Raw genomic sequence first — 504 nt, 5'->3', positions numbered from 1 at the left:
GAGCGCGGCCGCGCGATCGGCGACCTGCTGATTTCGCTCACCAGGCAGATCGCCTGAGGCATGCAATGACACGATGCCGCGTAGCGGAGGAGGCAGGCTGATGCAGTCGAGCAGTACGCAGTTGCAAAACGTCGCCGCCGAACTGGAAAGTTCGGCCGAGCGCGCGATCGAGTTCGCGCGGCTGGCGGGCGCCGAGGGAACGCGTGTCGAGATGGAGGCCGCCGAATCGCGCATCGTTACCGTGACGAACGGGGTGCAGACGGATCGCGGTTTCAGCGGCACCCTGGAGATGACGGTGACGGTCTTTCGCGACGGGAAACGTGCCTTCGCGAAATCGTCTGACCTGTCGGACGAGGGGCTGAAGAAGATCGTTCGCGCGGCAATCGACAGTACCGCCGCGACCGAGCCCGATCCCGCGGCCGGCTTCGCCGATCCATGCGAGTTGGCCAGGGCCTTTCCCGATCTCGATCTCCATCATCCGCTGGACTGGACGCTCGACGAGAT

General features: G+C 65.1%; 1 protein-coding gene. It reads left to right on the top strand.

Going from position 1 to position 504, the window contains the following annotated elements; genetic code table 11:
• Positions 1–100: 100 nt before the first annotated feature.
• A partial coding sequence (locus tag FQ705_RS30945) for a PmbA/TldA family metallopeptidase (RefSeq protein ID WP_313955688.1) occupies positions 101–504 on the top strand: 404 nt, incomplete at its 3' end.

It is taken from the genome of Paraburkholderia sp. BCC1884, from assembly GCF_900996225.1.
In the GTDB taxonomy this organism is placed as follows: domain Bacteria; phylum Pseudomonadota; class Gammaproteobacteria; order Burkholderiales; family Burkholderiaceae; genus Paraburkholderia.
This window is presented reverse-complemented; position numbering and strand designations above follow the sequence as displayed.